General features: G+C 48.8%; 13 protein-coding genes. 9 read left to right on the forward strand and 4 right to left on the reverse strand.

The features are described 5' to 3' along the window. Positions 1 to 7: 7 nt before the first annotated feature. Complete coding sequence (locus tag BBR47_RS07355) at positions 8 to 1,585, forward strand: DHA2 family efflux MFS transporter permease subunit (RefSeq protein ID WP_041749295.1); 1,578 nt, start codon at positions 8 to 10, stop codon at positions 1,583 to 1,585. A 60-nt stretch (positions 1,586 to 1,645) separates the two neighbouring features. Here the strand turns inward: BBR47_RS07355 and BBR47_RS30810 are convergent, their stop codons facing one another. After that, the gene (locus BBR47_RS30810) at positions 1,646 to 1,786 is read right to left on the reverse strand and encodes a hypothetical protein (protein WP_155801074.1); all 141 of its coding nucleotides are present in this window, start codon (positions 1,784 to 1,786) and stop codon (positions 1,646 to 1,648) included. Beyond that, a complete protein-coding gene (locus BBR47_RS07360; protein ID WP_041749296.1) occupies positions 1,749 to 2,693 on the reverse strand; it encodes a DMT family transporter in 945 nt (314 codons plus the stop codon). Before BBR47_RS07360 ends, BBR47_RS30810 begins: the two co-directional genes overlap by 38 nt. Before the next feature lie 131 nt (positions 2,694 to 2,824). Between BBR47_RS07360 and BBR47_RS07365 the strand changes: the two genes are divergently transcribed. After that, positions 2,825 to 3,568, forward strand: coding sequence for an N-acetylmuramoyl-L-alanine amidase family protein (locus tag BBR47_RS07365; RefSeq protein ID WP_012685129.1), 744 nt, complete (start codon positions 2,825 to 2,827; stop codon positions 3,566 to 3,568). Here BBR47_RS07365 and BBR47_RS07370 read toward each other — a convergent pair. Further along, a complete protein-coding gene (locus tag BBR47_RS07370) occupies positions 3,539 to 4,321 on the reverse strand; it encodes a divergent polysaccharide deacetylase family protein (protein WP_012685130.1) in 783 nt (260 codons plus the stop codon). The two genes, BBR47_RS07365 and BBR47_RS07370, sit on opposite strands and share 30 nt — an antisense overlap. Before the next feature lie 141 nt (positions 4,322 to 4,462). Here BBR47_RS07370 and polA point away from each other — a divergent pair, with 141 nt between their 5' ends. The 5 genes from polA to BBR47_RS07395 all read left to right on the forward strand — a co-directional run bounded on the left by polA (position 4,463) and on the right by BBR47_RS07395 (position 10,482). After that, positions 4,463 to 7,111, forward strand: a complete 2,649-nt coding sequence (gene polA, locus BBR47_RS07375; protein ID WP_012685131.1) for a DNA polymerase I — start codon at positions 4,463 to 4,465, stop codon at positions 7,109 to 7,111. A gap of 48 nt (positions 7,112 to 7,159) precedes the next feature. Then, positions 7,160 to 7,990: a DNA-formamidopyrimidine glycosylase gene (gene mutM / locus BBR47_RS07380; RefSeq protein WP_012685132.1), complete on the forward strand. Its 831-nt coding sequence runs from the start codon at positions 7,160 to 7,162 to the stop codon at positions 7,988 to 7,990. A 102-nt stretch (positions 7,991 to 8,092) separates the two neighbouring features. Then, positions 8,093 to 8,701 carry a dephospho-CoA kinase gene (gene coaE, locus BBR47_RS07385; RefSeq protein WP_012685133.1) on the forward strand — a complete coding sequence of 203 codons (609 nt, stop codon included), beginning with the start codon at positions 8,093 to 8,095 and terminating at the stop codon, positions 8,699 to 8,701. Continuing rightward, positions 8,698 to 9,261 carry a lytic transglycosylase domain-containing protein gene (locus BBR47_RS07390; RefSeq protein ID WP_012685134.1) on the forward strand — a complete coding sequence of 188 codons (564 nt, stop codon included), beginning with the start codon at positions 8,698 to 8,700 and terminating at the stop codon, positions 9,259 to 9,261. Before coaE ends, BBR47_RS07390 begins: the two co-directional genes overlap by 4 nt. Positions 9,262 to 9,435: 174 nt before the next feature. After that, the gene (locus tag BBR47_RS07395; RefSeq protein ID WP_012685135.1) at positions 9,436 to 10,482 is read left to right on the forward strand and encodes a glyceraldehyde-3-phosphate dehydrogenase; all 1,047 of its coding nucleotides are present in this window, start codon (positions 9,436 to 9,438) and stop codon (positions 10,480 to 10,482) included. A gap of 62 nt (positions 10,483 to 10,544) precedes the next feature. Here BBR47_RS07395 and BBR47_RS07400 read toward each other — a convergent pair whose 3' ends face one another. Then, positions 10,545 to 11,678 (reverse strand): HD-GYP domain-containing protein, encoded by a 1,134-nt coding sequence (locus BBR47_RS07400; protein ID WP_012685136.1) that lies wholly within the window; start codon positions 11,676 to 11,678, stop codon positions 10,545 to 10,547. A 137-nt stretch (positions 11,679 to 11,815) separates the two neighbouring features. On the opposite strand from BBR47_RS07400, the gene nrdR reads away from it, so the two are divergent. Then, positions 11,816 to 12,295 carry a transcriptional regulator NrdR gene (gene nrdR, locus BBR47_RS07405; RefSeq protein ID WP_012685137.1) on the forward strand — a complete coding sequence of 160 codons (480 nt, stop codon included), beginning with the start codon at positions 11,816 to 11,818 and terminating at the stop codon, positions 12,293 to 12,295. A 151-nt stretch (positions 12,296 to 12,446) separates the two neighbouring features. Then, positions 12,447 to 13,886 carry a replication initiation and membrane attachment family protein gene (locus BBR47_RS07410; RefSeq protein WP_012685138.1) on the forward strand — a complete coding sequence of 480 codons (1,440 nt, stop codon included), beginning with the start codon at positions 12,447 to 12,449 and terminating at the stop codon, positions 13,884 to 13,886. Positions 13,887 to 13,895 lie beyond the last annotated feature (9 nt).

Below are 13,895 nucleotides of genomic sequence, written 5' to 3' on the forward strand. Positions count from 1 at the left end.
TTGACACATGGCGGAAGCGGTGGCACACCGAGAGGAGAAAAGCGGGAACGGCGGCATGTGGCTGTCTCTTGTCGCCATCCTCTCAGGAACCTTCGTTGCGATTCTGAACAATAGCTTGATTAACGTTGCCCTGCCTGCCATGGTCAATATTTTTGGTTCGAGTACCGAGACCATGCAGTGGGTATTGACCGGATATATGCTGGCAAACGCCGTCATGATTCCCATGAGCGGCTCGTTGTCCGCTAAATTCGGCGCGAAAAAAATATTTGTACTTTCCTTATCAGCATTTACTTGTTCGTCCATCCTTTGTGCATTGGCGTGGAGTGACTCTTCGTTGATTGCTTTTCGCGTCGTGCAAGGCGTCAGCGGGGGGATGATCATGCCAATCGGGATGTCGATGATTTACATGATCGTTCCGCGTGAAAAGATCGGAATGGCATTGGGGATATTCGGGATTGCTTCCATGACAGCCCCTGCGCTTGGCCCGACCTTGGGTGGGTATCTCATCGAATTTTTAAGCTGGCAATTTCTTTTTCTGGTCGGTGTACCCTTTGGTATTTTTGCGGTGATCATGAGTATCGTACTGCTCAAGGAAACGCCGAAAAAGCCAGAGTTAAAGTTCGACTTCTTGGGAGCATTTCTTGCCATCGTCGGTTTCGGGACGCTGTTGCTCGCTTTGAGTAAAGGGCAAGCAGAGGGCTGGACCTCCTTTTTCATCGTCAGTTTGTTTTTCATTGCGGTAATGAGCTTGATCCTGTTTGTCTGGGTCGAGCTGGGGAAGGAAAGTCCGCTGCTCGATCTGCGGCTTTTGAAGATCCCTACCTTCACCATCAGTATTTTGACTTCCGGCTTCGTCATGATGGGGATGATGGGCGGTATCTTCCTGATGCCGATTTTCCTCCAAAACATTCAGGGCTTGACGGCTATGGAGTCTGGAATCTTGCTGATGCCGCAATCGATTGCCATGGCTATCATGATGCCAATCAGCGGAAAGCTGATGGATAAATATGGGGTCGGCCCGATTGGATTGGTCGGCTTGACCATTATGAGCATCACGACGTATGAATTGCACAATCTATCTGCTGACAGCATGCATTCGTGGATCGATATGATCCTGACCATTCGCGGGATCGGAATCGGCTTGTGTATGATGACACTGTCCACCGTAGGGATGAACGCTGTTCCGCGTACAAGTGTGGGGGATGCCTCTCCGCTGTCCAACGTATTGCGTCAGGTCATGAGTTCGTTTGCCATCGCGATTTTGACAGTGATCATGCAGGCACGTCAAAATTTCCACATGGCCTCAATCTCTGACAACTTGAATACGGATATGGCAACGCAGTTTATCAGTGGCATTTCAGGAATGTATGCACAAGTAGGGGTAGATGCAGCGAGTGCGACAGGGGGAGCCAGCGCGATTTTGTACGGAATGATGGCAAAAGAATCGTTGGTCCAAGGCATCGGGGATACTTTCCTCGTCTCAGTAATCCCTATTGTCCTCTCGATTCCACTTCTGTACTTCCTGCATAAAAAGCCGAAAAAAACGCAGCAACAGGTGCCAGCAACTGAGAAGGCAACAGCCTAATAGCAAGGGGCAATTCCGCAAGTCTTATCGAAGACTTCTTTGGAATTGCCCCTTTTCCTGTTAGGACATCATTTTAAATAACCAGTACAAAATCCGTCCTACGATGTAGCCAAGCAGAATTGTCCAGCCAATCTTCGCCCAAATACTCAGTCCCTTGACGAATTCACGCAAGCTTTTGCGCTTCTCCGGTTGCTTGTTCAATGGAGGACACTCCTTTAGCAGGTTGGTTAAAACGAATGAACACATAAATACCGGCGATAATGATCAAGCCGCCGATCCATTGCGGAGGCGTTACCACTTCACCCAAGATGAAGTAAGCGAGAATCGCAGTCCCGATCGGTTCTCCCAAAATCCCCATGGAGATCGTCGTCGTATTGAGCCATTTAATGATCCAGTTAAAAATAGAATGTCCAAGCAAGGTCGGGAACAGGGCGAGACAGAAGAACCAGCCCCAATCCGCCGCAGGGTAACCGACGAGCGAATACCCGAGAGCCAGATCATAGGAGACGAGAATCACGCTGGTTGCCGTATAGACGACGAGTGTATAGGCAAAGGAAGACATATGCTGGCGAACGTACTGCCCGACCAGCCAGTAGCCCGTCACGGTGACAGCTCCCATCAATGCGAGGAAATCCCCCCACAGAGCCATGCCGCCTACTTGAAAATCTCCCCAGCCAATCACAAAGCTACCTGCAATAGCCAGAAAGCCGCCGGTTAGAGCAAGAAATCGAACTTTTTCACCAAAAAAGAAGTAGCCGCCAATGAAGGCAAATAATGGCTGTAACGTTACGAGCACAGTAGAACTGGCTACAGATGTGTAGTTCAGTGATTCAAACCACAACAGAAAATGGCTTGCCAAAAAGGTTCCCGATAAAATACAGAGTAGCCACACTTTCTTGGACATTTCTCCAATCTCTGCGAGGGCACCACGATTCCAAAATAAAAAAGGAAGCGTTAATAGAACGGAAAAAATCAGGCGATACGTAGCAATAATCGGAGCAGGTGCATCCGATAGCTTTACAAAAATCGCAGAAGAGGAAATGGCGATCACCCCGATTAAGAGAGCCAAATACGGAGGAAATAACGGTTTTTCCAAAGATTGATTCATCAGTACACCTTCTTATGCGGGTAAGGTCATGGTTCATTAATTGTAATTGTACAGTTGGATTAAAAAATTCACAATGTTATGTGTACCTCACCGCTTGAAAGGTTTCTTTTCAATCCGGTTATCCTACTGGCATGAGAAACTTACAGGCTTTTTTCCGTATAACTACTTTCATGCTTATCCTCATCTGTATCCCGACGCGAAGTGAGGCATTGCCGCTCACCCCCTTTCATATTTTGATTGATGTTGGACATGGAGGTGTAGATTCGGGAACTTCATTTGGGGATTTGTACGAAAAAGACATCAATCTGCAAATTGCCAAACGACTTTACCAACAACTCACAGCTGCGGGTTACACCGTGGCTTTGAACCGCCACAAGGATGTTGCCCTGAGTGATGACAATCGTTGGTTGGACAACCGATCCCGCCATATACGTGACCTGGCTCAGCGCAAGAATTTGGCAAAAGAAATTGGCCCGCAGATGATGCTTAGCTTGCATGTAAACTGGTCACCGAGTCCTCGGCGCAGAGGAGCGATTATTTTGCATCAAAACACAGAAGAAAGCTACCTGTTGGCAGGGCTGCTGCAAAACTCGCTGAACAAGCTCTCAGGGTCCAACGAAAAGCCAGTCAAGGGCAAGACGTACTACATGCTCCGACATAACTACTGTCCGTCTGTCATCGTGGAGATGGGGTTTATCAGCAACGCGCAGGACCGCGAAATGTTAACGAATCCCAAAGCACAAGAAAAAATCGCTCAGGCCATTACAGAGGCCGTGAGCGAATACGTAAAGCTATCACAAAATCTGAAAACGGAGGCTAGTGTGCAGGAGAGCTGGTGGAGAAAATTAATGAGTAGTTTGCTGGATAAGCTTTGAAATGGTTACAAATTCGGCCTCCTTCTGAATTCGCGGGATGTACTGGCGCAGAAGGGAGGCTGTTTTCTTGCCAGGAGGTCCAACATGACCAATTGCGATACATAGGGGATGGTTATGGATTTTTTTGCAGACGAGCTCCATCTGCTTCGTAATATGTGGGACAGAGTATACGTCATCCAGAAAAATTTGATTCACTGCATGGGGGACGCCCATTTCGGCTGCGACTTTCGCCGCCACGCTTTTATCGGTAGTCTTGCTGTCCAGGTAAAAAAGGCCCCGTTCTTTGACGACCTTCATGATGATGCGCATGATTCGCTCGTCAGCCGTAATTTTTGAGCCCATATGGTTATTCATGCCAATCGCATGTGGCACATCGTCAATCGCTTTCTCCACGCGACTGCGAATCTCATCGTCGGACAGGTCAGCCGTAATGGCTCCAGGACCGAGCCAGGAGCGTTTTCCTTTCATTGGCTCCATCGGCATGTGAACGAGTACATCATGACCTTTTTGATGAGCGAGCTCGGCATCCTGCTTTGTGCTGGGCATAAACGGCATGACGGCAACAGTCAGAGGGACTGGCATTGCTAATATTTCCTCCGTCCCTTGCATGTTGTTCCCGAAATCATCAATGACAAATGCCATCAGCTTTTTGACGACGGGTGCAGGGGCTGGGGTGGAGTTAGCAGTCACTGGAATCGCCCCAAGGGAAAGTAAAAGCGTGAGCACGATCGGAATCAAATTTCTCCCATTCATAAGATCACCTTCCTTGTCCATTTTTTTCATAGTCTGTTCAATCACCTTGTGCTTTACCCGCCATATCTACGGCTTGGCTTTGATGTTTGCCCTATGTTACGATTAAAGATAGTAGTTTTGTAACGAGAGGGGTCGAATTCCTTGAGTCATTTTGTGTTGATTGATGGAAACAGTGTTGCGAACCGGGCGTTTTATGCGCTCCCTTTGTTGTCCACATCGGCAGGACTGCATACAAACGCAGTGCTGGGCTTTACGACTATGCTGTTAAAAGTGTTGGAGGAAATGAAGCCGACGCATATCATGGTTGCTTTTGACGCGGGAAAAGTCGTGTTTCGCCATAGCGAGTATGCCGAGTACAAAGGGGGACGCAGTAAAACTCCGCCGGAGCTGTCTGAACAGTTTCCACTGATTCGGGAGCTGTTGGATGCCTTCTCAATCAAACGCTTCGAGCTGGAAGGCTATGAGGCGGATGACATTATCGGTACGTTGACGAAGCAGGCAGATGAGCAAGCTTGGAAAACGACTGTCATTACCGGAGACAAAGATATGCTGCAGCTCGTGTCCGAGCATGTATCCGTTGCTTTGACGCGCAAGGGAGTTAGCGAAATCGAGATGTACACTCCGGAAGAAATTCACGAAAAGTACGGCCTTAAGCCGCTGCAAATAATTGATCTGAAAGGCTTGATGGGCGATTCGTCCGACAACATTCCAGGTGTTCCTGGTGTCGGGGAAAAAACAGCGCTGAAGCTGCTGCACGAATACGGTTCTGTTGAGCAAGTACTGGAAAATATCGATAAAGTATCAGGTAAAAAGCTGCAAGAGAACCTGCGTGAGAATGTAGACAAGGCGAACATGAGTAAAGCCTTGGCAACCATTTTGCGTGAAGCGCCTGTGGAGCTGGATGTACAAGAGACTGGCTTTGAAGGCTATGATGGCCTACCTGTGAGCGAGTTCTTTAAAAAGATGGAATTCAAATCGCTCTTGTCCAAGATCAAAGTGGCACAGCCAGAAGGTGGAAGCGGACAAGCAGACGCCAAGCCATTCTCATTTGAGATGATTTCAGAGGAAAACAAAGCGGCGTACGAGTCCAAGCTGACTTCGCCAATGGCTCTTTACATCGAAATGGACGGGGAAAACTATCATCATGCGCCTTTCCTCGGGATTGGACTGGCTACGGAAGATACGGTGATGTTTGTGCCGTGGGACGTAGCCAAGGAATGGAAGGCGCTCTGTGAGTGGCTGGCTGATCCGGCAAAGGAAAAGTGGGTATTTGACGGCAAGCGAGATACGGTTGGACTCGCTTGGCATGATTTTGCGATAAAAGGCATCAGCTTTGATGTGTACCTCGCTTCTTACCTGCTGAATGCGGCTGAGAGCAACCCGACCTTGGATAGCATTGCGGCACAATACGCTCAGACACGGGTATTGTCAGATGAAGAGGTGTACGGCAAGGGTGCCAAGCGTCTTGTTCCTGAAATGGACGTGCTGAGCGAGCATGTGGCACATAAAGCGGCAGCCATCTGGCAGAGCGTTCCAGTATTGCGCGAGCAGCTGGCGGAAAACGAAATGGAAAAGCTGCTCGGCGAATTGGAAGCACCACTGAGTATGGTATTGGCTCTCATGGAAAAGCAAGGCGTGAAAGTAAACAGTGAGCGTCTCGTGCAAATGGGGGAAGACTTGGATAAAAAGCTAGCGGGTCTGACTGATCAGATTTACGAGCTGGCGGGTGGGGCATTCAACATCAACTCGCCGAAGCAATTGGGTGAAATTTTGTTTGACCGCTTGTCTCTGCCTGTATTGAAAAAGACTAAAACCGGGCCTTCTACTAGTGCGGATGTATTGGAGAAGCTCGCCCCGTATCATCCGATCATCGATGCGATCCTGACCTTCCGTCAGCTCGGCAAGCTCCGTTCTACGTATATTGAAGGTTTGACCAAGGAAATTCATACGAAGACGAGCAAGGTGCATACGCTTTACAACCAAGCGACTACGGCGACAGGACGCCTGTCCAGCACAGACCCGAATCTGCAAAATATCCCGATCCGCATGGAAGAAGGACGCAAGATTCGCGAGGCGTTTATCCCGTCAGAGGATGGCTGGTACATGCTGGCGGCCGACTATTCCCAGATTGAGCTGCGGATTTTGGCCCATATTTCGCAAGACGAAAACTTGATTGACGCCTTCCAAAAAGGAATGGATATTCATACCCGCACCGCGATGGACGTCTTTGGTGTGAGTGAGGAAGAAGTGACTTCGCTGATGCGCCGTCAGGCCAAAGCGGTCAACTTCGGGATCGTATACGGCATCAGCGACTACGGTCTGTCGCAAAACCTCAATATTACCCGTAAAGAAGCTGGGGACTTCATTGAGCGTTACTTTGATGTCTTCTCTGGTGTGAAGCGCTGGATGGACGAGATCGTTCAGCAGGCGAAGGCGGATGGCCATGTGACGACCTTGTTGAACCGCCGCCGCTACCTGCCTGATATTCGCAGCAGCAACTTTAACCTGCGTTCGTTTGCCGAGCGTACCGCGATGAACACGCCGATCCAGGGGACTGCTGCCGATGTGATCAAGCTGGCGATGATTCGCATGCAGGAAGCGCTCGAGGAGAAAGGTCTCGCTAGCCGCATGCTTTTGCAGGTGCACGATGAGCTTGTATTTGAAGTGCCAGACAACGAGCTTGAGGTCATGCGCAAGCTGGTACCAGAAGTGATGGAGAGTGCGCTGTCCCTCGACGTGCCGCTCAAGGTGGACGTCAGTGACGGACGTACCTGGTACGATGCGAAGTAGGCATGCCTAGGACATAAGGATCGATAGACAGCGAGAGGAGGAGGGCATATGCCAGAATTGCCGGAGGTAGAAACCGTCGTAAGGACTTTGCGTGGCTTGGTTATGGGAAAAACGATCGAGAGAGTAAGTGTTCATTTGGCGCGTATTGTACGTCAGCCAGATGACGTGGAAGCTTTCAAATCTCTCTTGGTGGGACAAACCATCCAGGATATCCAACGGCGGGCAAAATTCATTCAGTTTTTCTTAAACGAGGACGTGCTCGTGTCCCATCTGCGAATGGAAGGGCGCTATGGCGTGTATCAGGCGGATGATCCCGTTGAGAAGCATACCCATGTCGTCTTCCATTTTACGGACGGGACGGAGCTGCGTTATCGGGATGTTCGCCAGTTCGGGACGATGGATCTGTTCCCTAAGGGGAAGGAAACAACCATTGGACCTTTGGCAAAACTGGGGGTAGAACCGCTAGATAAGAGTTTTACTCCTGAAGTTTTGGGGAAATTGTTAAAAGGACGGTCAACAAAAATTAAGCCGCTTCTCCTAAACCAGGAATGTATTGTAGGGCTGGGGAATATTTATGTGGACGAGTCACTCTTTAAAGCAGGCATTCATCCGGAGAAACCAGCAGGAAAGCTGACAGATAAAGAAGTTATTCGACTGCACGAAAGCATCGTCTCCACTTTGCAAGAAGCGGTAGAACAAGGTGGTAGCTCCATCAAGTCGTATGTGAACGGACAGGGCGAGATGGGAATGTTCCAGCAATCTCTATTAGTGTATGGACGAAAAGATGAGGCGTGTACGAAGTGCGGAGCCGAAATCATTCGGTTTGTAGTCGGCGGCAGAGGGACGCATATTTGCCCGGACTGCCAAAAGAACCAGTAGTGACCGTTTCTTTTGGCGACCGCAAGCGGTCATTGTATTTTCATGAAAAACTTCGAGAAGTTTTTCACAAAGCAGTTATAACAGTTCGACCAAGGGAGGAGGATGGGCATGATACTAGGGTTAACAGGCGGAATTGCCACTGGGAAAAGCACGGTGACAGGTATGCTTCGAGAGCGTGGAATTCCTGTCATTGACGCTGACCAAATCGCCAGAGAGGTCGTAGAACCAGGTAAACTGGCCTATGAAGCGATCGTGCGCCATTTTGGAAGAGAAATCCTATTGGAAGATGGTCAAATTGATCGAAAAAAACTAGGTGAGATCGTGTTTTCGGACGAGTCCGAGCGTCAAAAGCTGAACGCCATCGTCCATCCCGAGGTACGCCGCGTCATGCGGGAAGAGGCCGAATCAGCGGAAGCGAATGGAGCCGAGATCGTCTTTATGGACATTCCTCTGCTGTATGAGAGCAAGCTTACGCATATGGTAGAAAAAATCGTGGTCGTCTATGCGCCCTACGAGATGCAACTGGCGAGAATGCTGGAGCGCGACGAATTGGAAGAAGAACAAGCACGAAAAAGACTGCGGGCACAGTTTCCTATTGATCAGAAGAAGCAGGGCGCAGACTTTTTGATCGATAATTCTGGTTCGCGTGAAGAAACCGAGCGTCAAGTGGAGGCTGTATTAGCCGCGATTCGATCGGAGCGTCAATCATGAGTTTTGGCAAACGTGCAGCATGGATTCTGCTCGTTTTGGCGAGTGTATTTTTGCTGCTAAACACGCCAGTGGTGTGGAAATGGATGTACCCGATCAAATATGAGCAACAGATTGTGACGGCTGCACTGAAATATAAGGTGGACCCTCATTTGGTATTGGCCATCATTCGTTCCGAGAGTGGATTTGCGACAGATCGCGTTTCGAAAAAAGGTGCGGTCGGGCTCATGCAACTCATGCCGGAAACAGCGCAATGGATTGTCAATGAGGCAGGCTTCCGTCCAAAGGACAGTCAATACTTGTACGACCCTGTCATGAACATCGAGATTGGGACATGGTATCTCGATTTTTTGCTGTCCCGCTATGATGGCGATATCGTCAAAGTCATTGCCGCCTACAACGCCGGTCCGGGAAAAGTAAATGGATGGCTCGCGAGTGAGCAATGGAACGGAACTCGAGACACGGTTGAGGACATACCATATGGGGAGACCCGTCAATATGTCCAGCGAGTGCTCTATTATCATGATCGTTACAAAAATATATACGACTTTCAATTACGTTGAAAATTATGAAAAGCCGCTTCTCTTACGGGTTAGAGAGCGGTTTTTTCTCTTTTTTTGGGTAGGGTAAATCGTCCAAATATTTATTTTTCAGTAAAACACATTGATAATTGTGTCATACTTATTATAATAAAAGTATCAGATAAGCGTAACTCAATTCGAAAGGGGTTTCTATATATGACAATTAAAATCGGTATTAATGGTTTCGGACGTATTGGCCGTATGGTATTCCGCCGCGCTATCCAGGACCCCAACATTGAAATCGTTGCAATCAACGCTAGCTATCCAGCGGAGACGCTTGCACATTTGTTGAAATATGACACGATCCACGGACGCCTGCAAAATAAAGTGGAAGTCCAAGACAACAAGATTATCGTAGATGGAAAAGCAACAGTTGTACTGTCTGACCGTGATCCGCTGAAGCTGCCTTGGGGTGACCTGGGAGTAGAGATCGTTGTAGAAGCTACAGGTAAGTTCAACAATCGCGAAGGCGCTGGCAAGCACCTGCAAAGCGGTGCGAAGAAAGTTGTGATTACAGCACCAGCGAAAGAAGAAGACGTGACAATCGTAATGGGTGTAAACGAAGGCACCTACGACCACGCCAATCACCACATTATCTCCAATGCTTCCTGCACAACCAACTGTCTCGCACCTGTGGCAAAAGTGCTCAACGATTCATTCGGTATCGAACAAGGTCTCATGACTACCATTCACTCGTTTACAAACGATCAGGTGAATCTCGACAATCCGCATAAAGACCTGCGTCGTGCACGTGCAGCTAGCGAGTCCATCATTCCAACGACGACAGGAGCTGCTCGTGCAGTAGGAATCGTTTTGCCAGAATTGAATGGCAAGCTGAACGGTTTTTCCTTGCGCGTACCAACTCCAAACGTTTCTGTAGTAGACTTGGTGGTCAATACGAAGAAGCCAGTTACATTGGACGAAGTAAACCGCGTCCTGCGTGAAGCGAGCGAAGGCAGCATGAAAGGCTACCTCGAGTTCTGCGACGAGCCGCTCGTATCCAGCGATTTCAATGGCAATGATCACTCCTCGATCATCGACGGTCTGTCTACGATGGTAATGGGAGACAATCAAGTAAAAGTCATTGCTTGGTACGATAATGAGTGGGGCTACTCCTGCCGTGTCGTAGACTTGGTTCGCCACGTATCCGAGCAGCACAATCAAGCTGCAACAAGAGAAGCTGCTGCTGTTGGTGTAAAATAAGTAGCATATACAAAACCCCTTTGCCGATATTTCGAGCAAAGGGGTTTTTCGTTGCTTCGTATTTACGATGAGGTAGGAGGATCTTCTAATGAGTTCACGTTAAATAGATCATCATCTTCAAAGCCGATAATAAACAGTCGGATGTTCGCTTTGAGATCGAGGTCATAAGGGCTAGGGACGTCGTTTCCTCGGCCGTCTTTTATCACACGTACAGTAGGGCGATGCGAATAATCCGGATCAACCCGACTCACTACCCCGACTTCTCCGGTATTCAAAACGACGCTGCTACCAATCGGGAAGATAGCAATGTGCTTGATAAAGGCACTTACGAGATGGTGCTCGAATAACGTACCGCCAGACCCAAACAGGTATTCCACAGCATCCTGTGGCATGTACCGCTTGCGCCATGGACGTGGGGAAGTCAATGAATCATAAATATCGCAGAGACCGACGATTTGCGCGAATTCGTGAATTTGCTTGCCGGATAATCCCTGTGGATAGCCACTTCCATTTAGCCGTTCATGGTGCTGCAAGCAGACGTGGGCTGACAAAAGCGAGATGTCATGCTGCTTTCGCAACAAATTAAAGCCAAGCATCGTGTGTTGTTTGGCGATTTCCTTCTCTTCGTCTGTCCAACGCTCTGTTTTTTGCAACAGCTCTTCAGGCAGGCTCACTTTGCCGATATCGTGCAGCATGGCCCCTATCCCCAAATTGATGAGCTGTGTGCGATTGTAGCCTAGAGACATGCCGACAGCAGTCGCCAGTACGGCCACATTCACGGAGTGATGGTATAAGGATGGCGAATGAGAAGAGATCGTCGTCAAATGTCCAACCATTTGCTTGTTTTGCATCAGGTCGTCCAAGATAGAACTAAAGGCACGCTGAAAATGAAGGCCCATTTCTTTTAAGGAAATTTTCCGGGCCAGCTTGTTTGAGTTTGTAATTTGTTTGATCGTCTTCTCGATGGCTTCCACAGCTACTTGTCTGGTTTGTGGGCGAATCACTTCTTCCACAACGATGTCATTGGTACGGGCATCATCGATATACACCGAATCAACACCAGTTCGCTCTAATCCGGAAATGAGTCGTTCCGTTAATTGCATACCGGTTCCAAGCAGCACCTTTCCATCTTCTGTGAAGACCGTACGTCCCAATTTCATTCCAGGCTGTAGGTGTTTTAAAGATACTAAACGCATGACTATCCCTCCAACAGTACCATAATTGTACTCCATTCGACTTATGCTTTAAATAGGTACAAGGATTGACTTGACTTCTGACAGGAATATGAGGGACACTGTAGACAAGTATTGTCAGTATTGGAGTTGATTCTGATATGCGTTGTCCATTTTGCGAATATAATGGGACTAGAGTCCTGGATTCACGTCCTTTCAATCATAATAAATCCATTCGTCGCCGCCGTGAGTGCGAAGCCTGCGAGCGCCGTTTTACTACCTTTGAAATGGTAGAAGAAACACCTTTGTTAATTGTGAAAAAGGACGGAACACGCGAGGAATTCAGTCGAGACAAGATATTGCGCGGGTTGGTGCGTGCTTGCGAAAAGCGTCCCGTCCCGTTGGAAGTGCTTGAAAATGTAGTGAACGACATTGAAAAAGAATTACGCAGTTGCGGACAAGCAGAGATCCCGAGCAATGACGTTGGGGAGAAGGTCATGGAGCGTTTATACCATGTTGATGAGGTCGCCTATGTGCGCTTCGCCTCTGTATACCGTCAATTCAAAGATATCAATGTATTTATGAAAGAGCTGGAGGAGCTATTGGCTCAAGCGCGAAACAGCTCGTTTCCGAAAGAATAGATAAGCTTTTTCTGCCAGACTGGCAACTTCTTTCTCGCTCTTGCGGCCAATCCGCCAGGGCTTCTTTGGTTTTCCAACTCATTTTTCCGCGAATGAATGGGTTGTCATGCTATAATAAAAGAATCGAATTTTGTCAGGAAGGAAAGATCTGATGCGTCGTTTAGTTTGGAACGAGTTGTTGCCGAAGGATCGTTATCTGGTGCGGATGGCAAGACCGATTGGCTTTGCCGAAATGGGCTTTGTTACGCAGCTATACTTGCCGATCATCGGTGTCGAATCGTACGCTCTCTACCAATTGCTCGTCCATGGCGTGCAGGAGGTGAGCGGAGCCTCTTCGGAGGGGACCCATCGCAGTTTGATGCTGACGACTTCGCTTTCTCTGGACCGGCTATTGGATGCGCGTGAACGTTTGGAGGCAATCGGGCTAGTTGAGGTGCGCCGCAGGGAAAATCAGCAGCGTGACTATTATTACGAGTACTTGATCAAACCGCCGCTTAGTCCGGCTGAGTTTTTTGCAGACTATGTACTGTCGTTGATGTTGTTAAACAAAATCGAAAACGTTCGCTATTCGCAACTGCGCCAGTATTATGCAGACACGCTTGGCAGTCAGTTGGATCAAGAATACTCCATTGTGGAAAACGTCACGAAAGACTTCCACGATGTGTTCCAGTCGTTGAAACCATCGGAGCTGGAAGTGAAAAAAGGATCGGAGCGGGATCAGTTTTTAACCGAGATGGACACTAGCTTCCCGCAAGCGCCGATGAAATCAGGCTACGAGGCACAGGTCAACCATTCGCTGAGTGTATCGTCCTTGCGCCTGTACTTGCCGGATAATGCCGACTCGGTCAAAGTGTTGGAAGGCAAGAACATGGAGCTGTTATTCTCGCTGTGCCATTTCTATCAGCTGGACAGCTGGGGGATGGGGCAGGAGTTGCGTGATTGGACGCTGTACAAATCGGATCGGAGTTTGGACGGAGAAGTTTTGCGCAAGCGTTTGGTACAACGTTACACGGAAGACAAGCTGTACCGGACTACGCCTGCAACTGACACGACAGAGGATGGATGGGGACCCGGTCGCTTGCCTGAGCCTGGCAGCGAAGCCTTTATTCGTGCTTGTCGCCAGCTATCTCCGGTGACCCTGTTGGAAAAGGTCGTCGGTGGCAGAATTAGCAAGGTGTTTTTGGAACGGGCTGAAACGCTTGTATTTGCGGATGGGATGCAGCCGGATGTCGTCAATGCGCTGCTGCTCCATACGCTAGCCAGCATGCAAATGGAGCTGCCAAAAGCGTACATGGAGACGATTCGTGACAGCTGGAAAGCGAAGCGGATTGCGACAGTGGACGAGGCAGTCAAGCAGATTCTCGAGCGTGCGGATCAACGGGCACAAACAGCCGAGAAGGCAAAAACGAGCAAGAAGGAATCTACTCCGGTCAGACGCAACGGTAGAGCCATCTTGCAGGACAAGCTGCCGGCATCTGTCGAGTGGCAGCTGTCGCAGGAGAAAACCACATCGGACGCTGAAAAGAAACAGTCCATTCAGGATTTTCCAGACTTGCAGAAAAGACTGGAAACCTTGCGAAAACGGAAATAAGGAGTGTGA

This window comes from Brevibacillus brevis NBRC 100599 (assembly GCF_000010165.1).
In the GTDB taxonomy this organism is placed as follows: Bacteria; Bacillota; Bacilli; order Brevibacillales; family Brevibacillaceae; genus Brevibacillus; species Brevibacillus brevis_D.

What these genes read in the sequence shown, in the direction of transcription:
- BBR47_RS07355 (WP_041749295.1), top strand. Translation starts at nt 8, where the DNA reads ATGGCGGAAGCGGTGGCACACCGAGAGGAGAAAAGCGGGAACGGCGGC.
- BBR47_RS07360 (WP_041749296.1), bottom strand. Translation starts at nt 2,693, where the DNA reads ATGAATCAATCTTTGGAAAAACCGTTATTTCCTCCGTATTTGGCTCTC.
- BBR47_RS07365 (WP_012685129.1), top strand. Translation starts at nt 2,825, where the DNA reads ATGAGAAACTTACAGGCTTTTTTCCGTATAACTACTTTCATGCTTATC.
- BBR47_RS07370 (WP_012685130.1), bottom strand. Translation starts at nt 4,321, where the DNA reads ATGAATGGGAGAAATTTGATTCCGATCGTGCTCACGCTTTTACTTTCC.
- mutM (WP_012685132.1), top strand. Translation starts at nt 7,160, where the DNA reads ATGCCAGAATTGCCGGAGGTAGAAACCGTCGTAAGGACTTTGCGTGGC.
- coaE (WP_012685133.1), top strand. Translation starts at nt 8,093, where the DNA reads ATGGGCATGATACTAGGGTTAACAGGCGGAATTGCCACTGGGAAAAGC.
- BBR47_RS07390 (WP_012685134.1), top strand. Translation starts at nt 8,698, where the DNA reads ATGAGTTTTGGCAAACGTGCAGCATGGATTCTGCTCGTTTTGGCGAGT.
- BBR47_RS07395 (WP_012685135.1), top strand. Translation starts at nt 9,436, where the DNA reads ATGACAATTAAAATCGGTATTAATGGTTTCGGACGTATTGGCCGTATG.
- BBR47_RS07400 (WP_012685136.1), bottom strand. Translation starts at nt 11,678, where the DNA reads ATGCGTTTAGTATCTTTAAAACACCTACAGCCTGGAATGAAATTGGGA.
- nrdR (WP_012685137.1), top strand. Translation starts at nt 11,816, where the DNA reads ATGCGTTGTCCATTTTGCGAATATAATGGGACTAGAGTCCTGGATTCA.
- BBR47_RS07410 (WP_012685138.1), top strand. Translation starts at nt 12,447, where the DNA reads ATGCGTCGTTTAGTTTGGAACGAGTTGTTGCCGAAGGATCGTTATCTG.